Below are 20432 nucleotides of genomic sequence, written 5' to 3' on the forward strand. Positions count from 1 at the left end.
CCCTCATTCTCTCCTTAACGGTGGCTCTAGTTTTTCTTGGACCACCGTTCTCATCTTTAGTTAGTCTAAACTACAGTTAATAAAATCCCTGCCTCAATTCGCGCTGAGGCGGAAAAAGGGGGAGTTTTTACGGAGCCTCTGATGAGCCAAACAACATCTTTGTTCTCGCCTTGGGATTCCATAAATTAAGTAGTCTAGTCATAAAGTTTACAAATATGTCGTATCTGACATAATTATAGCGCAAGATAACTAAAAGTGGTAGAAGAGACTAAAGATTGCCGAATTTCCTCTCAATTGGTAAGGTACGCATTGCCAGCCAGCCCAGTCAAGGTGCGATCGACTGATTTGCGTTATTCTAGGCGGTGGCGATCGGCAATAAACCAGGTTTATTACTGATCGCCTTTTAAAAGAATCAGATTTAACGATCGCCCCCTAGGCAATTTTAAGTGTTTTAGGGATTTCTTCACAACCTTAACAGGGCTGGCATTGCCCACCTACAAATTAATACTTCCTCTCCTGTGGCTCAAACATCGTAATCGCCACCGGCATATAAGCCAAATCAATCCCCGCAGGCGAATAATACGCCAGCGTATGCTTCAAAAAATTCCCATCATCGCGCTCAGTAAAATCTTCCCGCGAATGAGCTCCCCGACTTTCCTGCCGGTTCAAAGCAGAAGTTAAAATCATTTTTCCAACAATTATTAAACTCCGCAACTCCAAAGCTTCGACAACTTCCGTATTCCACAACTTGCCTTTATCGTCTAAGTAAACCTCCTCATATTTTCGCTCTAAATCGTCCAATTTATTTAAACCTTCCTGCATCAATTCGGCGCTACGAAATACACCACAATACTCAGTCATAGTATCTTGATACTGTTGTCGCACTTGATTGATGCGGTATTTTCCAGGACGTTCTAAAAGTGCCTGAATTTGCTCTTTTGCTTCCTTAATATAACGCTGTTCGTCTACAGCAGGTAACTTGCGGTTTTGTACGAATTGTGCTATAGTTGCCCCAGTAACTTTGCCGTAAACAACGCATTCTAAAAGCGAATTGCTGCCCAAACGGTTGGCGCCGTGAACCGACACGCAAGCTGCTTCGCCCGCTGCAAAGAAACCGTCTACCAAACTGTCAGGACTGCTGCGAACTTGCCCGCTAACATTAGTAGGAATTCCCCCCATTGAATAGTGAACCGTAGGGCGCACGGGCATCGGCTGATTTACGGCATCAATTCCTAACAAACGGTGGGCTTCTTCCCAAGCAAAAGGAATTTTGCTCATAATTTTTTCGCGTCCCATGTGCCGCAAATCGAGGTAGATAAAGGGACCGCCGGCACTACCATCAACATTAATTCCTCGGCCGGCGCGAATTTCTATGGAAATTGACCGCGAGGTGATATCTCTGGGCGCTAATTCCATCCGCGACGGGGCATAATTCGCCATAAATCGATCGCCCTCTGAATTAATCAAATAAGCGCCTTCGCCCCGCACAGCCTCCGAAATCAACACTCCCACGGGATACAAACCCGTCGGGTGAAACTGTACGAATTCCATATCTTCCAGCGGCAATCCCGCTAAAGCTGTCATCGCCAAACCGTCTCCCGTCGAGGCGTAATCGTTCGATGTGGTATTGTAAACTCGGCCGTAACCCCCCGTAGCAAACATCACCGCCTTAGCACGGACAACCTCAATTTGACCGTCTAGCAGGCGGTACATAACTACCCCTTTGGCTTGGCCTTCTTCCAAAATCAGGCGCGTGACATACCACTCCTGATAGATGTGAACTCCGCAGCGGCGCAGATTATTGACTAATTCGTGGAGGATGGCGTGGCCGGTTTTGTCGGCGGCGTAGCAGGTGCGGCGGTGGGAATGTCCGCCAAAAGCGCGCTGGGCAATTCTGCCGTCTGGGAGGCGGGAGAAGAGGACTCCCATGTGTTCTAAATCTATGACTACACCGGGTGCTTCGCGGGTGAGGATTTCTACCGCGTCTTGGTCAGCTAAATAGTCTGAACCTTTTACTGTGTCGAAGGCGTGGGCTTTCCAACTGTCTTCGGGATCGACATTTTGGAGGCTGGAGGCCATGCCACCTTGGGCTGCGACGGAGTGCGATCGAATTGGGTGAGTTTTGGCAACTACAGCTACCTTTAAACTCGGGTCAGTCCGGGCAATTTCTACTGCGGCGCGGCAACCTGCTAAACCGCCGCCTACAATGATTACGTCGTGTTCTAGCATTTTTTTTAATTATTTTGAGTGTTCTGCTCAACTTATGGTGACGCAAAAAAAAACTTCCTACCAAAAGAGCAGGAAGTTTTTTAACTTTTGATTTGAATGGAAAATCAAAAGTTAAAATTTTAAATTGGACTAGCCGGCGCTTTCGACAGACTGCTGATTGGACTGATTTCCCGTTGCAGAAGGTTGAGTTTCCGTGCCGGGCTCTACGGCAAGCACTTCAATGTTATTTAGCAGAGTTGTAACGAAAGCAAACAGCAAGAAGGGCAGAGACAGCACTAAAATCAAGCCGACGGTAGCCAAGGCGTAAATTTGGCGGGCGCTACTCCACAAGGCCAGTGCCGACGCTAGACTTAGGAAGATGACTATCAGCCAAACAATGATTTGACCGTAAATGTCGCCAAAGGTGAGGGTACATTTAAGGCGATAGTTTTGGATGTTATTCATTTGATGCCTCGCGAGATTGCTATTACGACTTGTCCAAAAATACTTTGACAGTGCGTCAATGCCGACTGTAAATTTCTAAGTTTAGCTGTCGCAACTAGGTTTTGGGGTTGTTGTAAACATTCTTTAATAAGTTGCCACAACACTTGATAAATTTTTGCTTCTGACTGGGAAATTCGGCCCAAACAGTTCGCGCTCGCACTCCAACGCCTAGAAACCCGGTTTTTTAGGGTTTTGGCAGGCTGACTAGAAGTAAACGCGCCAAAAAACCAAGGTGATGGCCACCCGTGCCTCCAAGATTACGAAACAAAGGCATAAGCGGAAAGTCTACTTTTTGAGGGAGCCCCAACTTAGTAAAGTAATGTTAAGCTGCATGGGAATAGAATCAACATTTATCGCGTCCCACCTGTCTTTTGGCCCATGTCTTCAGAGAGCAAATTGCTGATTTCGCGCTGTTTCCTGGCTAGTTTGGGAACGCAGACCTTTGTGTACCGCGAAGACCGGATTCCCCAAGAGAGTCCGGTCCTGGTGGTGAGCAATCACCGCAGTTTCTTAGATCCTGTGCTGCTAACAGCGGCTTTGGGTCGATCGATCCGCTTTGCTTGTCATCATTACATGGGTCAAGTTCCGGTGATGAGGGAAGTGGTCACGACTTTCGGCGCTTTCCCCTTGGAAGCACCGGAGCACCGACAGCAGCATTTTTTCTCTCAAGCGACGGCCCTGCTGCAAGGCGGGGCGATGGTGGGGGTGTTTCCAGAGGGTGCAGAACCGATGGTAAATTTTACTCAGCCGAATACTGTGGGGCAGTTTCAGCGGGGATTTGCTCATTTGGCTTTCCGGGCTCCGGTGCGGGATTTGGCAGTTTTGCCTGTGGCGATTAGTTCTTTTGAGGAAAAGTCGGTACGATCGGGTGTACCGCTCAAGTTGTTGAGTTTTTTTGATCCTTCGGAACCGCTGTTCGATCGATCGGGGTGGCATCCTGTGATAATTTATCAGCGAGTTAATGTTTTAATCGGCCGGCCTTACTGGATTACTGTCGAGAGACAGCAGCAATATCGAGGCAAAAAAGCCAAAGCAGTCGTTGCTGAACTCACAGACCACTGTCAGGGAGAGATTGCAGAATTACTCCAACGAGGTTGTTTGTAAGTTTGTAAGTTTGTTGACTGTTGGCTGGTGTCAGATTTCCAATTCTTTAATCTAAAATCGATTGATTTGAATCATGGCAAATGCTAACAACAAGGTTCGTTTCCTAACCCCCAAACCGCCGAAACCCGAGCGCCCTTTATTTGTATTTCTTCCCGGTATGGATGGCAGTGGTTTGCTGCTGCGGCCCCAAATTTCTAAATTAGCAAATGATTTCGACATTCGCTGCTTAACTGTACCGGCTGACGACATGGCTAGTTGGGAGGTACTGGTTAGCGAAACAATTGCGTTAATTGAAGCAGAAAAGCAAGCCGGAAAGCCGAAGCGGCCGATTTATCTGTGCGGCGAGTCATTTGGGGGCTGTTTAGCGATGAAAACTGTTTTAGAAGCTCCTCAATTGTGCGATCGATTAATCTTAGTCAATCCAGCTTCTTCGTTTCGACAGCAGCCTTGGGTGCAGTGGGGATCGTACCTGACTCAGTGGCTGCCGGCCAACCTTTATCCGCTGTCGGTAATCGGTTTATTGCCGATATTAGCATCATTAGGAAAGATTGGGCGCGACGATCGCCGCGCTTTGCTAGAAGCGATGCAAGCAGTACCGCAAAACACCTCTGTGTGGAGATTGGCGTTAGTGCGATCGTTTAATGTTGACGAAAATCAGTTGCGTGACATCAAACAGCCGACGCTAGTAATTGCTAGCGGTGCCGATAGGCTGCTGCCTTCCCTAGTAGAAGCGAAGCTTTTAGTCAAGGTAATTCCCAAGGCTCAAATGGTGGTGCTGGCTAACAGCGGTCATGCTTGTTTGTTAGAAACAGATGTTGACCTTTACGGGATTATGCAAGCTCGCAATTTTTTGACAAAATCCGAAGAAAATCTGTCATTAGTCAATAGTCATTAGTCATTAGCTATGATTTCTCACTTCTGAGTCAGTCAGGGCAAAATTAGAGATTGGGCGAGGGGTAAAGTTTATATTACTATTAACCCGCCCTGACACTCATTAGTAAGTCCCTGAAGACAAGCCACTAAGGACTAATAACTAATGACTAATGACTACTGACTACTGACTAATTAAGATTTAGCCATTTTTGAGCGTTAAGTCGCTGGACGATGCCAAACACCATGAGGTCTAGTGTCACCTTACGCTCATCTATCAAAAAAGGCTCTAAAGTGCTAGTTTTGGTATTATTTTCAGCGCAGGAAAACGCCCTTTGACTTTGAATATTTTCTTGAGGAAAATACAGGTTAAATTGGCGCTGACCTTCTTGAAATTTACCAATTACTTGCCAGCAATCGCCGGCGGAGCTCATGCCGGCAATGGGGAGTTTTTGCTTTGCCAAACTCACCTCTAAATCCTTAACGCCCTGCTTAGTCAAAGCAGTTTGCAAAGCCGGCAAATAATCTTGTTGAATAAATTCCGCAAATGGCTTGTCTTCAACAGCAGGTGCTTTTTCCTTTTTAGCTTTAGCTGGGGGATTGTCGCCTTCGGCCTTAGCTGGGGGCTTTTTAGCAGCCGGCTGAGGCTTGTCAGTGCTGGGAAAGTCGCTTGTCTCGGGTACGTCGGAACTCGGGGCATTCTCGATCGAAGCACTGGGAGTTTCCGATTCTCCAGCAGTAGGATTTTGGGGTTCTTCTGGCATTAACGCTTCCTTTTAAAAGTGATCGGTAAAAGGAGTTGTGAGTGCAGATGCGGGCGATCGACTTTTTTGATCGCGGACACTTTTGAGCGAAAACCAACCTGAGAAAATGGCTAGTCAAAAAAATTTGAACTCAAAACACTCTCAGAGGGCGATCGCCCGCCAATATCACAACTCCTTTGGTTATTCTAAATCTCAGCGACAGCTCGTTCAATCAAACGGCGGGCGAGAGTTTGAATACCGGTGTGTTCGTAGTAGTTGGTAGTCATGTCGAGGAATGCGCCCACGTAGTCCACCTTGTCAGCAGAAATTTCCACAAAACTCTGCAAGTGGCCAAGTACGTTTTGGGGAGTCAAACCTCGATCGCTCACAAAAGAGCTCATCCAGCCAGAAACCGAGTTAAAGCTTTCGCCGATAAAGCCGAGTTGGCCAGCGGGAGAGCCCCCTGGAATCATGCCACCGATCGACTTAAATGCCTGATTATCTTGCAAATCGTTCGGGGAGAGCTTTTGAATCCAAGACTGAGTTGCCATGATAAAGTCCGGGCCCAGGGGAATCAAACCGTCAAAACAAACCAAAGCAGCCATCCGCATCAGGGATTCGCCGCCGTAGTCGCCCAAGGAAGCAGCAAAATCGCCAATGCTGTCGCCTGGAAGGCCGTTAATTTGGCAAAAAGCTAGTAACTCAACGACTAACTTCAAAGAAAGGTCGATCGTCTGAGCTTTTTCGGGCTTGGGGGTGAGATTGCCGAGCATCGATAAAAACGGCACATTTTGGGAGACTTTGTTAGCGAGGGCGGCACTACCCAAAGCCTTGTCCGCATTGTCAATAGTTTGGTAGAGCCAGAGAGCGCGCTGGTAGCCCTCAGATTTATCGTTGTAGAGGTAGATGGCGCGATCGCCAATTTGCTGAATCAGTTCTTCGTCAGTTTCGCCAGTAACGGTGCGAATGGTATTTTCAAAGCCAACTAAATTGTTCCACTCACCGGGAACCACAAAGTCAAGCGCTCGCAGGGCTTTGACAGTCATATTGTCTTGAGGCAGTTGATCGACTAATTCAAAGACTGTTTTGCTCACAAAAAACTCCTTTTGCTGGAACTGGAATCAAAGGTATTACTTTTGGCAGATGCCAAGAACTTCACAGTCTCATTCTTGCAGACTTAATTCTAATAGCGCCAGACTGGAGTCGGGCGCGGAGTGTGACAAAAGAGATTGCTACTTGAGGCGTGCGAGACCGCCGAGGTTAAATTTTGACAGCCAAGCTTCGCGCTCGCTAGCGGTAAAAGAGGGATTGCGGGATTGAACTTTCACCTGATAGCGATTTGCCACTAAAACAGCAGTGATATTAGCACCCTGATTAACAGCGGGATAGCCGCTGATTTGCTTGGTACTTTGCTGGAATTTTGCACCTGCGCTGGGGTTGCCGGCGATGTCGTTAATCGAGAGAACTGCGACATTTTTACCGCCTTTGTTCAGCTTAGCTTCAGCAAAACCGGATTTTTCTTGAGCAAAAACGCGATCAAATCCACCGCCCGAAGCCGGGAAGTATTTATTTAACTTACCGCCTGCAACTGCCTTCTTGGGAAGGTTTTGATTACTAGCACTTGATTTATCAGCAGTTGTCTGCTTGGCTTTACCAGGTTTTTGGGTGCTTTCCACCTGGGCTTTGTCCCAGCGGGAGGGGGCTTGGGTTTGACTGCAGGCCGTCACTAACAGCAGTACCGAGATCAGGAATGGAGCTAAGATGCGGCGTGCTGGGAAAAATTGCATCGCTGTCTCCTCATTAGTAGGTTTCCATAACAATTGTGGCTCAGAATTTGGCAATTTGTGTGCTCTGAGCGGATGATTTGTCTTATTGGCAAAAAAATCCTCTGTCTGCCGACAGAGGATTTTTTTGCAATTACGAGTTCAGAAGGAAGAAAACTGAAAGATTGCTCTACAGATAAATTCTGGAGATGGGCGTAAAGAAACTAAGTTTTCTGATAGCCAGCAATCTCAAAACAATTTTTGCTGATTTTCCCTAGATTTATCTAGAAATTTCAGAGCAATTATTCGTCAATTGTCTTACTTCGGCTTTCCAACTTAGCTCTTACTTTAGGGGTAAGGCTCAGGCGTCGCTTTCAATGTAGATAAACAACAAACCCATTACCACAACCGGCATCAGCCAGGTAATTAGCGGAATCAAAATCCAAGGCAAGAAAGAAGCAGCGTAGGAACCTGTCATATCAAATTCTCCAAACTAAAGTTAGTGTGTTCCAACAGGGATATTTGGGAGTGAAGCCTAATTGTTGACTAAACCCCGGAAAATGGCATCGATGCCGTTAAAGTTTTCGAGTAAGAAGTAGGCAACAAAGACGCCGCCCATCCCGCCAATGAAGAAACCACCGGTAAACTGGCTCCACCCTTCAGCATTTCTGAGGGCATCAGGGGTCATGGGATTAGCGCTAGGGTAGCTGGTGTTGTCTTGTTTGAAAGAGACTAAACCGTAAGCAGACATACCTAGTGTGCCAAGCAGAACTAAGACGAGGGCTGTATATAATCCGCCGAGATTAGCTGCTTCTGGATAATCCCGCAGGGGTCCGAAGACGATTTGGGGGCCGACAAGGAAATAGCCGTGTGCCAAACCAATTTCTAGGCCTCGAATTAGGGGCGAGAGTCCTTTGCGGTAAGCGGGCAAGTTCCCAATGAATGCTTTTGTGAAATCAGAAGCACTGATGGGAGTTGCTAGATGACCCGTGAAGGGGTCGCCGTTAAAGGGTTTAATAAGCTCTGCATCTCTGGGATCGGCCATATTCTGTTTGTCCTCGCAGTTTAATAAAGTTGAGGCGTTCAAGTCATATTTTACGCAGGGACGTGTTTCCTATTTACATAATTAACGGCGAGCTTTAGAAAAGTTCACTATTCTTTAGTTTTTGGAAGAATTTTTCTTTTGCCTCTTATACCAGAAAGCGAGTCGATCGGGCGACACTCCCAGGAAATAAGCGATGATTACTATTTGATTAATGGCGGTGGTTTCGATCACCCCAAGCTGCTGCCAGCGACGGGCGGATGTCAGCACTGGCTGGGGTACTATTTCGATGCGGCCTTGTTTTTTCAATCGGCGCACGAATTCAAAGTCTTCCATGAGGGCCAAGTCGGGAAAACCGCCGATTTTCTCAAAGGTAGCTGCGTGGAGGAAAATAGCTTGGTCGCCGTAGGGCATTTGCAAAAAGTTCGATCGCCAGTTTACCCCTCTCTCTACCAGCCGGAGGCTGAGCCTGGGGGCGTCAATCTTGAGTTCAAAGGCCCCCGCGACTGCGGAGGGGTTAGCTAGTACCCGACGCGCGCTTGAGTCGTACCCGAGAGGCAAAAGAGTGTCTGCGTGGAGAAACAGTAGGATATCTCCAGTAGCAGCAGCAGCACCTGCATTCATTTGGGTGGCACGGCCTGGGGCGGTGGAGAGAACTCTGACGCCAAAAGATTTTGCTATATCTGTAGTACCGTCGCTGCTGCCGCCGTCGGCGACAATTATTTCCACATTTTTGGCCTCAAGGGCGGTGGAGATGACTCGGGCAATTGTAGGTGCTTCGTTTAAGACTGGAATGATAATGGAAATTTTGAGATAGGGATTTTCTGGCGACATACAGAAATAAGCAGCCCATGAGAGAGAGCGAGTTTTGTCCAAAGCTGATTTTGCCGATTTCTGACCCCAGGAGCCCCCGTACATTTGGCCTTAACGTGGGAGAGTTTTGTAAAAAACAAGCTCTTAGTTGCTCATTTTTTACACCGGGCCCGCGCCTACATTGGGCTTTCCTGTGGCAGGGCGGGTTTTGTACAAAGCTGATCTGTTAGTTGCTAATTTAGTTGGTAATTTTCCGCTGCTTCTCGCGCCTGGGACTATTGTCCCAAGCGCTGTCTAACTGCTACTGAGATTCAGCATTTGGTTAGACAAATACAATTACTATATTATGACCTTCTGGTTTCAGAATCAAGTAGTTTTATCTAATTAAATATGATAATTGCTAATATTTTAAATAGATTAAATAGAGTTTAGTTATTTCAATATATTAATATCTAAACCGAGGAGGTCTTCGGGTCGATCAATATCTGCAAGAGTTGGAAGATAAGCAATATTGAGGTCGAGCTTTTGGGCGATAGCCCGCGTACCAGCCAATACTTGACTGGTTCCCCAGTGAATTCCACCGAATAATTCCGGTATCAATCGCCGTAGCCCGATCAGATAATAACCTCCGTCTTTTGCCGGGCCCAAAACTAAATCGTGCTGGCTCAATTCCTCAAAAGCTTGTGCCATGATTTCTGCTTTCAAACCAGGGCAATCAGTGCCGATAATTGCAGTTTTCTCAACCCCGGAATTAAAAGAGTTTTGAAATGCTGCTGTCATTCTTGCGCCCAAATCACCGTCTCTTTGATTTTGAAAAATAATCTCATTTCCCAACCACTCTTCCATCAGTTGTTTGCTGCCGCCGGCTCGGTGAACTTCTACCGATAATTGGCGGGATTTTTGCAGAGAGAGAGCGCACGCGATCGTCCGTTGGGCCATCAAGCGGTGAAGGTTGGCAGCACCTGTTTTTCCCAGTACCGGAATAAGTCGAGTTTTGGTTGTTCCCGGTTCGGGATAGCGAGTGAAAACAATCAGTTTTTCTGGCATCATTATTTATTGGTGATAAGTTTTAAAGGAATGAAGTGCTGAGGAGGAGAAAGAGTTAACCACTGCTTCACGAATTATCGATTAATGGTGGTGGGTTAGGCAATGACTTAATTTAATCGCCGCGCCGAACCCAGCCTACAATGTATTTACTTAAAAGTAGCCAGCGGTTAGCTCATTTCTAGCATTCGCTGGATGGGCTGCAAAGCGGCTAGTTGAATATCTAGGGGCATGGTAATTTCAGGGGTTTGATTTTTTAGCGAGAGATACAATTTTTCCAAGGTATTTAATCTCATGTGCGGGCATTCGTTGCAAGCGCAGTTATTATTGGTTGAAGGAGCGGGAATAAAGCGTTTGTGCGGAGCTTGCTTTTGCATTTGGTGAATGATTCCCGGTTCAGTCGCGACAATAAAAGCTTGGCTGGAACTAGCTTGAGAATATTTGAGCAAAGCAGTGGTAGAGCCGATGTAATTGGCGTGCTGCAGCACGGGAGGTTCGCATTCTGGGTGGGCAATTATTTCCGCTTCGGGATTTTCGATTTTGAGTTGAACTATCTTTTTTTCTGAGAAGTTTTCGTGGACGATGCAGGCTCCTTGCCAAATCTCCATGTTTCTACCTGTTTGTTCCATGACGTATCGGCCGAGATTGCGATCGGGCCCAAAAATTATCGGCTGATTTTCGGGAATTTGGTTAACAATTTTAACAGCGTTAGAACTGGTGCAAATTATATCGCTCATTGCCTTAATTGCGGCGGTACAATTAATGTAGGAAATTACTAAATGTCCTGGTCGATCGGCTTTGAAAGCTGCAAAGGCTTCGGGAGGGCAACTGTCGGCGAGGGAACACCCAGCATTTAAGTCTGGCAACAATACTAATTTGTCTGGATTGAGAATTTTTGCGGTTTCGGCCATGAAATGAACTCCGGCAAAAACTATCACATCGGCGCTGGTGTTGGCGGCTTTGCGGGCAAGTTCTAGGGAGTCGCCAATGAAGTCTGCGATGTCTTGAATGTCCGAGTCTTGGTAATAGTGGGCGAGAATGACGGCGTTTAACTCTTGTTTGAGGGCGTTAATAGCTGCAAACAAGTCGTTGGGCAGTCGGGTTTGAGTAAAGTTCGGAGCAGGTGCGGTGGTAAACACAGTTAGAATATTCCGGGGAAGGTGGCGAAGAGAGCTAAAGTGTATTTTGAATTATAGTTGAATTCACCAAAAAGTGCTGGCTGTTCCGTGGAGCCAATCTAAAATTTAAAATCTAAAATCCAAAATATGCTGCGGGAGAGTGCAAAAATTGGTCGCTGTTTCTTATGCTGAGTAAGAAGGGGCTAGGGATCGATCGCACATAACAAATCACATGAATAAAGCTAAATCTATCAAAATTGCGGTGGTGGGGGACGTTCACGATCGCTGGGAACCGGAAGACGGCGAGGCCCTGAAGCATCTGGGCGTTGATTTGGTGCTGTTTGTCGGGGATTTTGGCAATGAGTCGGTGGAGGTGGTGCGGGCGATCGCCCAATTGGACATTCCGAAAGCAGCGGTGTTTGGGAACCACGACGCTTGGTACACCGCGACAGAGTGGGGCCGCAGTCAGTGCCCTTACGATCGAACTCAAGAAAATTGGGTAAAACAGCAGTTAGATTTAATGGGAGAAGCTCACGTCGGTTACGGGAAACGGGATTTTCCAGAATTGGGCGTAACTGTCGTGGGAAGCCGCCCGTTTACTTGGGGGGGATCGGAGTGGAAGTACGCGGATTTTTACTCGGAATGGTTTGGGGTAGAAAGTTTTGAGGAGTCGGCGCGACGCATAGCAGCGGCTGCGGCGGAGGCCGATTGCGAAAATGTGATTTTTTTGGGTCACACGGGCCCGACGGGGTTGGGAGAGGCTCCTGAAGACCCCTGCGGGCGAGATTGGAAGCCGCTGGGAGGGGATTGGGGCGACCCGGATTTTGCGGAGGCGATCGATCGAACTCGGAGTTCTGGGAAGCACATACCTCTGGTAACTTTTGGTCATATGCACCACAAACTGCGGCACACGAAGCACGAGTTGCGGAAGTCGCTGGAGGTGAGTGCGGAGGGTACGGTGTATTTGAATGCGGCCAGCGTACCGCGAATTGTGGAGAAAGAGTGCTCGAAACTGCGGAATTTCTCGATCGTCCTGCTGGAAAATGGCTCGGTGTCGGAAGTATCTCTGGTATGGGTAGGGCAAGATTTCGGGGTAGAAAGAGAACAAATTCTTTATCGGCGCACAGAATCTGCGACTATTTGTAGTTAGAGACAATTGCTGGTATGATAAAATTTATGCGCCGGGAGAGGTGGCAGAGTGGTCGAATGCGCCTGACTTGAAATCAGGTGAACCGCAAGGTTCCGTGGGTTCAAATCCCACCCTCTCCGTTTAACAATTCTCTGGTTCGTTAAGGGTTTCAGATTCACTATCCCCTCAATAGTTCCCTTTTCCGCTCATATTTGGCTCACTCGTGGTATTTCCCAACAAAAAAACACCCCCGCAGGGGTGCTGTTGCTTACCAGATAATTGGTCTAGCCAACTGACTTAACTAAACCCTTCCTCATCCGCTGGGTCGCCGTAGGGGTCTTCGCTGGCCGGGGTCACGTTGCCGAACTGTCCCGCATCCGCTACGTACGAGTCTGCCGGGTCGCCGTAGGGGTCTTCGCTGGCCGGGGTCACGTTGCCGAACTGTCCGGCATCCGCGTAGTCTGCCGGGTCGCCGTAGGGGTCTTCGCTGGCCGGACGCGCGTTGCCATACTGTCCGGGATTTGAGGGATCTTCGTAATTGCCGTCAGGATCGACTTGCTCGCTGTCTGGCCCGACGATCGCATCTTTTAACTTCCGAAAAAATCCGTCTACCATGATAAAGTTCCTCTTTTTTATTTGGTGAAAAACTGCTGTTTTAGATTAAGAATCCCAGATTTAAGGGAAAATCTCCAATCGGTAATCTAAAATCTCAAATGGTTAGGCTACTGTGCCGGAACTGGAGCTGTAGCTTCCGGCAAGCCTGTGAGGTCACGACCGGTATTTTGGTTATTGTACCCCTGGAATTCGCGGTAACGCGCTGCTTCGGACTCGGGAACTTTAATTCCTTCAGGCGGGGGCGTTACCCAGTGAGGGCGATTCTGGGCATCGCGGTAGTAAACGCGACCATTTTTGGAAAGGTAATATTTTCCCTGCGGCCCCTTATCTTGCTTGTTTTGGTGCTGGCGGTAGAGGTAGTAAAGGGCGGCTGCTCCGACTAATGTAATCCCTACTTTTTGAGCATTGCTCAGTCCTTTTTTCGCTTGTGGCCTAGGAGCGGAACCCGGATTAGTTTGCACTCGTCCAGCCCGAGTGTTGTCAACAGGAGGCGGGGGAGCGGAACTTTCCTGACTAGAACCGCAAGCACTCATAAACGGAAAGGTCAGCAGCGTTGTCAGCAGCAGAGCCATGAAGCGCGATCTTTTGGGTTCGGATTTGATTGTGTTCATTGCCGCTCCGAATTGTCGGGATTATAGGTGGTGTGTTCTGGCGAGGTTGAGGAACCTGAGCTGCTGCCAACAGTGTTGTAAGTAAATTAATTTCTCAAAGCAATTTTGACAAAAAAGTAGTTGCTGAGAACTTAACAGCGCAGCTACAGTATGACTTATGTATATTAATTATCCTCCAGTCTCTCGAAAATTTCCTCTTTCCAGGGATATAAATAAAGTTTCTTTTATTTCAGTCCGCAGGTATATGCCAATGCGCGCCTTCGTGTAACAATAAATTCCGTTTGTGGACTGCTCAAAGCAAAGTTAAGCAGACGGACGGCACGAGTCCGAAGCTCAAAGCTGCACTGGCGACAGAAAGGAGGCGGGATGTATAAGTCTGGCGGTGTTTAATTGCGCCGGACTGCTTGTCGGAGATGCCTGCAATTTTTTCGTGGGAATTCTGGAGAGGTCGATCGCACTATTGTAGAAATCTATTAACCGCGACAGAAAGCCCCCGAAGCTTTTCGGATATGTATGAAATTAAATAATTTATTTACTGCTGGATTGTCCATCGCAGTTGTATTTACTGCGGTAAAATATCTAATTTTTTCAAATCAACAAAACCAAGTCAAGGAATTGCTGCAAACCAAACAGTGTCCCGAATGCAATTTCAGCAATGCCAACCTAAAAGGATTAGACTTGCAAGGAGTCAACTTGCAGGGAGCTAATCTAGAAGGTGCTAACTTATCAGGAGCTAAGTTGACCAATGCCAACCTCAAAAATGCCAACTTAAATAGAGCCAACCTGACGGGATCTGACTTGGGCTGTGCCGGCATCACTTTCAACCTTGATGCGAATGAAAAAGAAGCAAATATGGATTTTAATGTCCTCGCTGTTCCAGAACAGAACAATCCAGAAAAGGCATTAGTTGGTTTCAATATGAAAGCAACGGATCGAGGAGCGACAATGCGTTTCAACCTCATGGGATGCGCTGACTTCTCGAATGCTAGCTTGCAAGAAGCTAAAATGCCCGATGGCACAATTCATCCTTAATTGCAGCAAAGACAGCAATCTGCTGTTTCCTCATTTGTCAACTTCTTTTCATTCTTTCTGCTCTCTCTTTTCTCTTTCTCTGTGTCCTCTGTGGCCTCTGTGGTTGCTTAAAAAAACCGCCGTCTGAAAAACAGACAGCGGTTTTTTTAAGTAACTAACAGCCACCTAAAATTAGTGAGCAGAACCGTTACCGTGATACTTGTCAGTATCGTAGAATCCGTTTTTTGTACCAAAGAACAGACAGCAAACGGTGAAAACTGCTGTCAAGACTGCTAAAACTAACTTAACGTCCATAATTTACCTGTTGTTGAGTGAGTGCAAATACTCAGATTGTAGAATCTTTTTGGCTGGCGCGACCATCTACCAGCGTAGCGCCAGATTTGCTGGGATGCTCGCTGGTGCGGCAGTTTCCGGATGGCGAGACGATTCGGGGAATTATTGTCGAAACCGAAGCTTACGGTCCAGGAGATCCCGCTTGTCACGCTTATCGGCTGCGAACTCCTCGCAATGAGGTGATGTTCGGGCCTCCGGGTATGAGCTACGTTTACTTAATCTACGGGATGTATCACTGTTTTAACGTGGTGACGGATGCAGAGGGAGTTGCTAGTGCTGTGCTGATTCGAGCTTTGCAGCTAGATGCGGTTCCCCAACAATTCGCTGGAATTCCCGATAAGAAGCGATCGCGCCTCGCCGCCGGGCCTGGGAAACTGTGTAAGGTGCTGGATATCGATCGAACTTTAAGCGGTTTTCCCTTGAGTGCAGGCCAACCGCTGCGGTTGGAACACCGGAGCGAGAACTTTCAGCAAGCTGTGGAGGAGGGTACAATAAATTTTGTGCAAACTACGCGGATCGGGATTTCTCAAGGAATTGATTTGCCTTGGCGGTGGTATGTAGGGAACTCTACGGCTGTGTCAAAACTCTAGTAATGTCAAAGGTATCAGTGTAAATTTTGTCGCTTATCTTCGTGAAATTATGGCTTACTCTTCTGAAAATCCGATCGTACAACTCAAAAAATGCCTGACGCTGGCTCAGGATGTTGGTAGTCACACCGAAGCAAACCGGGCTTTCCAGCAATTGTGTGGGATTATCGATGCTGAAAACCCAATGGCGGCACAACTTTTGGAGATGCTGTGGGAAGAGGCAATTATGGCGAGGCGATCGGCTTTATTTTGGCAGCAAATGAGCGATGTTGAGAAAGATATGGCTAATAGAATGATGGAAAATATGACGCAGATGCGGCAAAACTATTTGCGGTTGATGCAGGAAATGTAGGCAGTAATTGGTAAGTCCGTGTTTGTAGTGAGGACTAAAGTCCTCTCTTTATCCATGAAGCTTTCTAGCTGTAGGGTGCTTCAGCACAGATATTTGGCGCTGTTCAAACAGTTTGTTTCCGGGGCACCCTACGATAAATTCTGCTACTTCATTAAAGCAGCGCCGCGGTTGTAAAGTTCGCGCGCGTAATCAGTCCAAGTTCCCTGTCCCCAATAGCGGAAACAGCTTGTTTGTAGCAGCAAGTTGTAAAGCAAAGCTTGCTGGTATTCAAACTGCTTGGTAACGGTCGCATCTTGTTGAACCAGCGGGTCGTATTTTTTGTGAAATGCAGCGCTGAGTAGATTCATCGGTTCCAAGACATTTTCGTAGCCTTTGACCCAACTCAAATCGTTAGTCCAAGAAGCACCATCCATGTGAAAATTATGGTCTGTTTGCTTGAGTTGGGCGATCGCACTTTCAACTTTTTCCGGCGTCGCACTATCAGGATCGACTAGCTGCCAGATTTTGTGCTGGTTAATCCCCTGACAAACAGGATAATCGTCAGGATTAACACCCGCCGCTTCAATTATCTCCAAATATTCAGTGCCGTTTAAACCGACAACACCGGATTTTCCCCCGCCTTGTTCGCGGTTTTCGTGCCAAGCTTTGACAAAAGCGCTGGGAAATTCATTCATCATCACGCCGCCATTTTCGCCGTCAGCAATCTGAGTAACTAAAGAAGGAACTGTGACATTGCCAATTTTCTGTTTATTGCGTCCTTTGGCTTCGTAATAAGGCTGCATTTGACCGACCAATTTCGTATCAGAACCTTGGGTTTTAATCAAAGCCGTGATGCTGATTGTTTCGCCGTGAGAATTTCGGGCCACCAAACGGTTGGGAATATATTTTTGGTCTTGTGACAATCCCGAACCCTCGGGATTTTCTACAGAATGTTCCTGCACCATCAACCAGCGATAGCCGCATTCTTTCAAAGCTTTGATGTATTCGTAAAGTGTATCTGGGTGATTAGGAAAGTGCATTTCAGGGGGCGAAAAACCTTTAACGCGCTTCAGGGCATCTATGCCAAAAATGGCCGCAAAATGATGTTGCCACGCTTGAATTTGGAGTTTTATATCGGGAATGGGAGTTGAGGGAATGACGGCGTGACTCCACATTGTGCCCAGCCACTCTACGTGAGGTTGATATTTAGGATCGCAGGTAATCCGCTTGAGATTATCAAAGATATCGTCGCGTCCCATTTGGCGCATTCCCCACAATAAATTGCCCGAATAGTCGAGCATAATTCGCGGGTTGCAGCCTTCAGCAATTAGTTGTGGGATGAATTCTCCCATGCGAGAATAGCACCAAGCAAAGACTCCGGCGTTGTGGTTATCTCCTTGGTTGGGATGTTCAAACATCTGCTGGAGATTGCTGATTAGTTCGCCGTTTGCACCCGCAGGAATTGTGGGTTGGTGCATATGCAGGGCGCAGGCGAATCCGGCTTGAATGTTTTCCAGGCGCAGATTTGTGGTAGGTAGAAAGATTGGTTCGTTGCTATTGGCTGCGGCACTGATTTCTGCTTCAAAGCCGCAAATATTGGGCAATCCTGAGTTGATTTCTTGTAAAATCGGTAAATTGGGAGATTTTGCGATCGCAGGCATAAATTTTTCTCAACAATTGTGGAGGGGCGCTGTCTGCTATTGCTAATATAGCTAGATAATTTAACAGTAGCAGAGGATGTCTGCAAAAGATAAATTCCACAAGATAAGTCCGGGTTCGCGGAAGCCGCAAATCACGGGTCAAATGTTTAACACATTTCAAGTAAATATGCGAGGTAAATCATGAAATACGAAATCAAGGTTTTGGAGCCGACGGATTTGTAGTACATCCAAAATAACATCAATTCTGAAACCAATAATTTTTACCATCCCACTAAGAATATTCTCCTCGTTCAGCAAGTAGAAATTAACTTGAACAATTCAGGAGTGATTATTCAAAAAGGTGCGCTGCATTGGTGTCTGGGGAAATTGACTTCTGGTGTTTATAAAACGGATAACCGTTTGAAAGATATGTGCGTATCTTTGACAACGGAAATGGACTACAACGCTCCCGTATATCAAGGGACTGGTACTGTGAAACTATAACCGAGACAAAAAGGGCTTTTTCTGCATTATATGCCGATCGAGCTTTTGGATGGGGAGCAGTGGGAGTTTGATGACGGTATATTTCAGTTTTGTTCGGACAATGTAGTTATCGGTGCTAAAAAACTTAAATTCCGACAAGTGGCTGCTTCTAATGACGGTAGGTGGAGAATTGCTGTTACAGCTTTGCGCGAACAAAAAGCTACTGTTGTAGCAGCTACAAGTTCCCCGGCTAAGGTTGTCGAACTCAGACAAGGTGAAACTTTGATAGCTGATTGCGATTTGGTTAAAGGATTTACCAAGGGGATTGAAGAAAATTATCTAAAATTAGGTCATTTTGGCAAAGGTGGCCGGGAAAATTATGTTTGGTTTTATCAGGGGAAAGGTAAATTATTAATATGTGAAAATGATTCTGGGGGTTTGGGTTGAGTTAGTGACAGCGACACGAGATGCGATCCCTCAAAACGAATGGATTTGACAAATTAGTTAGTTTGATTGTTGCAAAACCTGGAAAAACAGGCGATCGATTGCACTTTGGCACATTACGGACACGGCAGTGCCGTGTCCGTACCTGTATTTTAAGCAAAAGTCCGATCGCCCAAATCCGTCTCAACATCCGCTAGCAGCCCGTATTTTCCCTGTATTCCCAATGGCCGACTTGCTTATCTGCCTAGAAATCATATACTTTGTCAAGTTAAGAAAATATTTTTTGATTCATCCAGGAGCGAGAAAAAAAATGTACATAGTACAAATTGCCTCGGAGTGTGCCCCCGTCATCAAAGCAGGAGGTTTAGGCGACGTAGTTTACGGCTTGAGTCGAGAGTTAGAGAATTCCGGCCACTGCGTCGAGGTTATTCTACCCAAGTACGACTGCATGAGGTACGACCACATTTGGGGACTTCACGAGGCTTATCGGGATCTCGCGGTACCCTGGTACGGCGGCGAAATCTTATGTGATGTCTTGTGCGGCTGGGTGCACGGGCAGTTGTGTTTTTTCATCGAACCTCGCTCTCAAGATAACTTTTTTAATCGCGGCTGTTATTACGGGTGCAATGACGACAATATGCGGTTTGCATTTTTCAGCAAAGCCGCTTTGGAATTTTTGCTCAGAAGCAACAAGCGTCCCGATGTGATTCACTGTCATGATTGGCAAACTGGTTTGGTTCCAGTCATGCTGTTTGAAATTTACAAATACAATTGGATGGAAAATCAGCGAGTCTGCTATACCATTCACAATTTCAAACATCAAGGCATGGGAGGTGGCGATATTTTGCAAGCCACGGGTTTGAATCGAGATGATTATTATTTTGATTACGCTCGCCTGCGAGATAACTTTAACCCTTTTGCTATCAACTTTATGAAAGGTGGTATTGTTTACTCGAACTTTGTCACCACCGTTTCGCCGCACCACGCTTGGGAAGCTCACCTCGGCGAGTTCGGCTACGGTTTGGGTCACACTTTGCACTTGTATCAAGAGAAGTTTCGCGGGGTGCTCAACGGCATCGATTACGATGTCTGGAATCCAGAAAGTGATGGCTACATTCCGCACCACTACACTAAGGATGATTTGGCAGGAAAAGCCAAAACTAAAAAAGCTTTGCGCGATCGGCTGTTCCTGCGCGATGCGGACAAGCCTATTATTACCTTTATCGGTCGTTTGGACGACCAAAAAGGCGTTCATCTCGTCCACCATGCAATTTATTACTCTCTGAGTAAGGGAGCGCAATTCGTCCTTTTGGGTTCCGCGACGGAAGCGGGAATTAACGCTCATTTCCAGCACGAAAAATACTTTTTAAATGACAATCCAGACTGCCATTTAGAACTAGGTTTTAATGAGGAATTGTCGCACTTAATTTACGGGGGTGGGGATATGATTGTGGTTCCCAGTAATTACGAACCCTGCGGCCTGACTCAGATGATTGGGTTGAGGTACGGTACTGTTCCTGTGGTACGGGGAGTTGGCGGTTTGGTGAATACTGTGTTCGATCGAGATTACGACACCCGCCACCTCCCGGAAGAGCGCAACGGTTACGTGTTTTACCAAAGCGACTACTCAGCTTTAGAGTCGGCGCTCGATCGGGCGATCGGATTGTGGTATGACTATCATGATGAATTTGAAAAACTCATGCTTCAAGGCATGAATTGTGACAATTCCTGGAAATATCCAGCTAAAGACTATGTGGAAATTTACGAGCTAATTCGACACAAATAATCAGTAGGGTGTCCAGTGTGCAAATTACTAACTGTAGGGTGTGCACTGCTAGCCCGCTTCTTGAAAGCTGTTGAGCCTGGTTGCGAACTCTAACAGTTGATATAGAACCCATTTGACATCTTTTACGGTCTTGTGGTAACGTGACCGTAAAAGCATTAAGCTGTTGCACATTTAAACTGTGATACACGCATTGCCCTTATTTTTGATTTTACGACCCCACTTAATTATTAAT

24 protein-coding genes and 1 tRNA gene are annotated in these 20432 nt (G+C 46.8%); 11 read left to right on the forward strand and 14 right to left on the reverse strand.

The window, feature by feature from the left end; all coding sequences use genetic code 11:
- Positions 1 to 501: 501 nt before the first annotated feature.
- Positions 502 to 2229: a succinate dehydrogenase/fumarate reductase flavoprotein subunit gene (locus QT996_RS25925; protein WP_333050134.1), complete on the reverse strand. Its 1728-nt coding sequence runs from the start codon at positions 2227 to 2229 to the stop codon at positions 502 to 504.
- Positions 2230 to 2358: 129 nt separating this feature from the next.
- The gene (locus tag QT996_RS25930) at positions 2359 to 2673 is read right to left on the reverse strand and encodes a hypothetical protein (protein WP_333050135.1); all 315 of its coding nucleotides are present in this window, start codon (positions 2671 to 2673) and stop codon (positions 2359 to 2361) included.
- 417 nt (positions 2674 to 3090) lie between these two features.
- Between QT996_RS25930 and QT996_RS25935 the strand changes: the two genes are divergently transcribed.
- Complete coding sequence (locus QT996_RS25935) at positions 3091 to 3816, forward strand: lysophospholipid acyltransferase family protein (RefSeq protein ID WP_333050136.1); 726 nt, start codon at positions 3091 to 3093, stop codon at positions 3814 to 3816.
- 73 nt (positions 3817 to 3889) lie between these two features.
- Positions 3890 to 4711 (forward strand): alpha/beta fold hydrolase, encoded by an 822-nt coding sequence (locus QT996_RS25940; RefSeq protein WP_333050138.1) that lies wholly within the window; start codon positions 3890 to 3892, stop codon positions 4709 to 4711.
- 166 nt (positions 4712 to 4877) lie between these two features.
- Here QT996_RS25940 and QT996_RS25945 read toward each other — a convergent pair whose 3' ends face one another.
- The 8 genes from QT996_RS25945 to nadA all read right to left on the reverse strand — a co-directional run bounded on the left by QT996_RS25945 (position 4878) and on the right by nadA (position 11230).
- Entirely contained in the window at positions 4878 to 5450 is a 573-nt protein-coding gene (locus QT996_RS25945) for a DUF2996 domain-containing protein (RefSeq protein WP_333050140.1), read from the reverse strand.
- Between the two features lie 185 nt (positions 5451 to 5635).
- Complete coding sequence (locus tag QT996_RS25950) at positions 5636 to 6523, reverse strand: hypothetical protein (RefSeq protein ID WP_333050143.1); 888 nt, start codon at positions 6521 to 6523, stop codon at positions 5636 to 5638.
- Between the two features lie 138 nt (positions 6524 to 6661).
- Entirely contained in the window at positions 6662 to 7216 is a 555-nt protein-coding gene (locus tag QT996_RS25955) for a hypothetical protein (RefSeq protein ID WP_333050144.1), read from the reverse strand.
- 337 nt (positions 7217 to 7553) lie between these two features.
- Positions 7554 to 7670 (reverse strand): photosystem I reaction center subunit VIII, encoded by a 117-nt coding sequence (locus QT996_RS25960; RefSeq protein ID WP_293127047.1) that lies wholly within the window; start codon positions 7668 to 7670, stop codon positions 7554 to 7556.
- Between the two features lie 57 nt (positions 7671 to 7727).
- Positions 7728 to 8237 (reverse strand): photosystem I reaction center protein subunit XI, encoded by a 510-nt coding sequence (locus tag QT996_RS25965; protein ID WP_333050145.1) that lies wholly within the window; start codon positions 8235 to 8237, stop codon positions 7728 to 7730.
- Positions 8238 to 8351: 114 nt separating this feature from the next.
- The gene (locus QT996_RS25970) at positions 8352 to 9152 is read right to left on the reverse strand and encodes a TIGR04283 family arsenosugar biosynthesis glycosyltransferase (protein ID WP_445304594.1); all 801 of its coding nucleotides are present in this window, start codon (positions 9150 to 9152) and stop codon (positions 8352 to 8354) included.
- Between the two features lie 327 nt (positions 9153 to 9479).
- A complete protein-coding gene (locus tag QT996_RS25975; protein WP_333050146.1) occupies positions 9480 to 10097 on the reverse strand; it encodes a TIGR04282 family arsenosugar biosynthesis glycosyltransferase in 618 nt (205 codons plus the stop codon).
- Between the two features lie 164 nt (positions 10098 to 10261).
- Positions 10262 to 11230: a quinolinate synthase NadA gene (gene nadA, locus QT996_RS25980; RefSeq protein ID WP_333050148.1), complete on the reverse strand. Its 969-nt coding sequence runs from the start codon at positions 11228 to 11230 to the stop codon at positions 10262 to 10264.
- 211 nt (positions 11231 to 11441) lie between these two features.
- On the opposite strand from nadA, the gene QT996_RS25985 reads away from it, so the two are divergent.
- Together QT996_RS25985 and QT996_RS25990 are read left to right on the forward strand one after the other, a co-directional pair.
- Entirely contained in the window at positions 11442 to 12359 is a 918-nt protein-coding gene (locus QT996_RS25985) for a TIGR04168 family protein (RefSeq protein WP_333050150.1), read from the forward strand.
- A gap of 34 nt (positions 12360 to 12393) precedes the next feature.
- A tRNA-Ser gene (locus QT996_RS25990) sits at positions 12394 to 12478 on the forward strand.
- Between the two features lie 157 nt (positions 12479 to 12635).
- On the opposite strand, the gene QT996_RS25995 is transcribed toward QT996_RS25990, so the two are convergent.
- Both QT996_RS25995 and QT996_RS26000 read right to left on the reverse strand, forming a co-directional pair.
- Positions 12636 to 12953, reverse strand: coding sequence for a translation initiation factor (locus QT996_RS25995; RefSeq protein WP_333050152.1), 318 nt, complete (start codon positions 12951 to 12953; stop codon positions 12636 to 12638).
- A gap of 107 nt (positions 12954 to 13060) precedes the next feature.
- The gene (locus QT996_RS26000; protein ID WP_333050155.1) at positions 13061 to 13564 is read right to left on the reverse strand and encodes a hypothetical protein; all 504 of its coding nucleotides are present in this window, start codon (positions 13562 to 13564) and stop codon (positions 13061 to 13063) included.
- Positions 13565 to 14077: 513 nt separating this feature from the next.
- On the opposite strand from QT996_RS26000, the gene QT996_RS26005 reads away from it, so the two are divergent.
- Positions 14078 to 14596, forward strand: a complete 519-nt coding sequence (locus tag QT996_RS26005) for a pentapeptide repeat-containing protein (protein ID WP_333050157.1) — start codon at positions 14078 to 14080, stop codon at positions 14594 to 14596.
- 171 nt (positions 14597 to 14767) lie between these two features.
- Here the strand turns inward: QT996_RS26005 and QT996_RS26010 are convergent, their stop codons facing one another.
- Positions 14768 to 14890 (reverse strand): hypothetical protein, encoded by a 123-nt coding sequence (locus QT996_RS26010; RefSeq protein WP_006633228.1) that lies wholly within the window; start codon positions 14888 to 14890, stop codon positions 14768 to 14770.
- A gap of 17 nt (positions 14891 to 14907) precedes the next feature.
- On the opposite strand from QT996_RS26010, the gene QT996_RS26015 reads away from it, so the two are divergent.
- Positions 14908 to 15519: a DNA-3-methyladenine glycosylase gene (locus QT996_RS26015; protein WP_333050159.1), complete on the forward strand. Its 612-nt coding sequence runs from the start codon at positions 14908 to 14910 to the stop codon at positions 15517 to 15519.
- A 49-nt stretch (positions 15520 to 15568) separates the two neighbouring features.
- Positions 15569 to 15868, forward strand: coding sequence for a hypothetical protein (locus QT996_RS26020; protein WP_333050161.1), 300 nt, complete (start codon positions 15569 to 15571; stop codon positions 15866 to 15868).
- A gap of 143 nt (positions 15869 to 16011) precedes the next feature.
- Here QT996_RS26020 and QT996_RS26025 read toward each other — a convergent pair whose 3' ends face one another.
- The gene (locus QT996_RS26025; RefSeq protein WP_333050164.1) at positions 16012 to 17508 is read right to left on the reverse strand and encodes a glycosyl hydrolase family 57; all 1497 of its coding nucleotides are present in this window, start codon (positions 17506 to 17508) and stop codon (positions 16012 to 16014) included.
- A 309-nt stretch (positions 17509 to 17817) separates the two neighbouring features.
- Here QT996_RS26025 and QT996_RS26030 point away from each other — a divergent pair, with 309 nt between their 5' ends.
- From QT996_RS26030 to glgA, 4 genes are all read left to right on the forward strand, one after another.
- Positions 17818 to 17991, forward strand: a complete 174-nt coding sequence (locus tag QT996_RS26030) for a hypothetical protein (protein WP_333050165.1) — start codon at positions 17818 to 17820, stop codon at positions 17989 to 17991.
- A gap of 30 nt (positions 17992 to 18021) precedes the next feature.
- Positions 18022 to 18417, forward strand: coding sequence for a hypothetical protein (locus QT996_RS26035; RefSeq protein ID WP_333050166.1), 396 nt, complete (start codon positions 18022 to 18024; stop codon positions 18415 to 18417).
- A 20-nt stretch (positions 18418 to 18437) separates the two neighbouring features.
- Positions 18438 to 18611, forward strand: a complete 174-nt coding sequence (locus tag QT996_RS26040) for a hypothetical protein (RefSeq protein WP_333050168.1) — start codon at positions 18438 to 18440, stop codon at positions 18609 to 18611.
- Between the two features lie 113 nt (positions 18612 to 18724).
- A complete protein-coding gene (gene glgA / locus QT996_RS26045) occupies positions 18725 to 20200 on the forward strand; it encodes a glycogen synthase GlgA (RefSeq protein WP_333050169.1) in 1476 nt (491 codons plus the stop codon).
- The last annotated feature ends 232 nt before the right edge of the window (positions 20201 to 20432 follow it).

Source organism: Microcoleus sp. S13C4 (genome assembly GCF_036700865.1).
Taxonomy (GTDB): Bacteria; Cyanobacteriota; Cyanobacteriia; order Cyanobacteriales; family Microcoleaceae; genus Microcoleus.